2 protein-coding genes and 1 pseudogene are annotated in these 819 nt (G+C 52.6%); all 3 read left to right on the top strand.

What is annotated here, in order from left to right:
- Positions 1-185: type IX secretion system membrane protein PorP/SprF (locus ACFQRK_RS23950; protein ID WP_379010950.1), on the top strand; the 185-nt coding region annotated here is incomplete at its 5' end.
- Between the two features lie 23 nt (positions 186-208).
- The gene (locus tag ACFQRK_RS23945; RefSeq protein ID WP_379010958.1) at positions 209-499 is read left to right on the top strand and encodes a hypothetical protein; all 291 of its coding nucleotides are present in this window, start codon (positions 209-211) and stop codon (positions 497-499) included.
- Positions 496-819, top strand: a pseudogene (locus tag ACFQRK_RS23940) (hypothetical protein); the annotation flags it as partial. The gene ACFQRK_RS23945 and the pseudogene ACFQRK_RS23940, both read left to right, overlap by 4 nt.

The raw sequence follows: 819 nt of genomic DNA, 5'->3' as shown, positions 1-819 counted from the left end.
TGAGCAAGCAGAACTCGGTTTCTGCGATCACGCAGCTGTACGTGACCCCTCAGCTGCGGGTGGGTTATTCGTATGATTACATTCTGAGCCGGCTGAGCAGCGTTCAGAACGGCTCGCATGAAATCACATTGGGCATCACCTTCGGCCGGAAAGACCGGCGGCTGCTGAGCCCGAGGTTTTTTTAGGATTCACTAACGATCTATGCAGGATGGCCACGTTGTTTGAAAAGCTTGCCATGTTTCTGGACGGTACACAAGGATTCCGGTATATCCAGGGCGATTACCGGATGGAGCTGTGGCTGTCTGCCGGGGAGGAGCTTCCCATCGTTGTATCGCGCATCGGCAGCAACCGGTACATCGTTTCCTCAGCCGATTTGATTTATGAGGTAACTGAAGAGGAAAGGGCATACCGTTATATTTTGCGGATTTTTTTCAACATGGATGGAACTTCAATTGATTATGCATGTATACGGCGGGGTCTGCGCAACTCCCGCTCATGAGAAGCAAACGAGCTATGAAAGGTAAATTATTAACAGGCATTCTTTTTTTCAGGGTTATATTTCCAATGGTGATCCTGCTGTTGGCATTCTCTGCCACCTATGGCCAGGAGCAGCTCGGTCTCCGGGACCGTGCTGAGCAGGCGTTCCGTAAATACGAATATGCCAACGCGGCGGCGCTGTACGTGAAACTGGCGGATAGCAGAAAGCCGCGTCTGGCCGACCTGGAGCGATTGGCCTACTGTTACATGCAGATGAAGGACTACGAATCGGCGGAGAACTGGTATTCGCGCGTGGCGGCCATGGAAGGGAGCAGCCCGGAG

Origin of the sequence: Parapedobacter sp. GCM10030251 (assembly GCF_042666505.1) — a bacterium.
Taxonomy (GTDB): domain Bacteria; phylum Bacteroidota; class Bacteroidia; order Sphingobacteriales; family Sphingobacteriaceae; genus Parapedobacter.
This window is presented reverse-complemented; position numbering and strand designations above follow the sequence as displayed.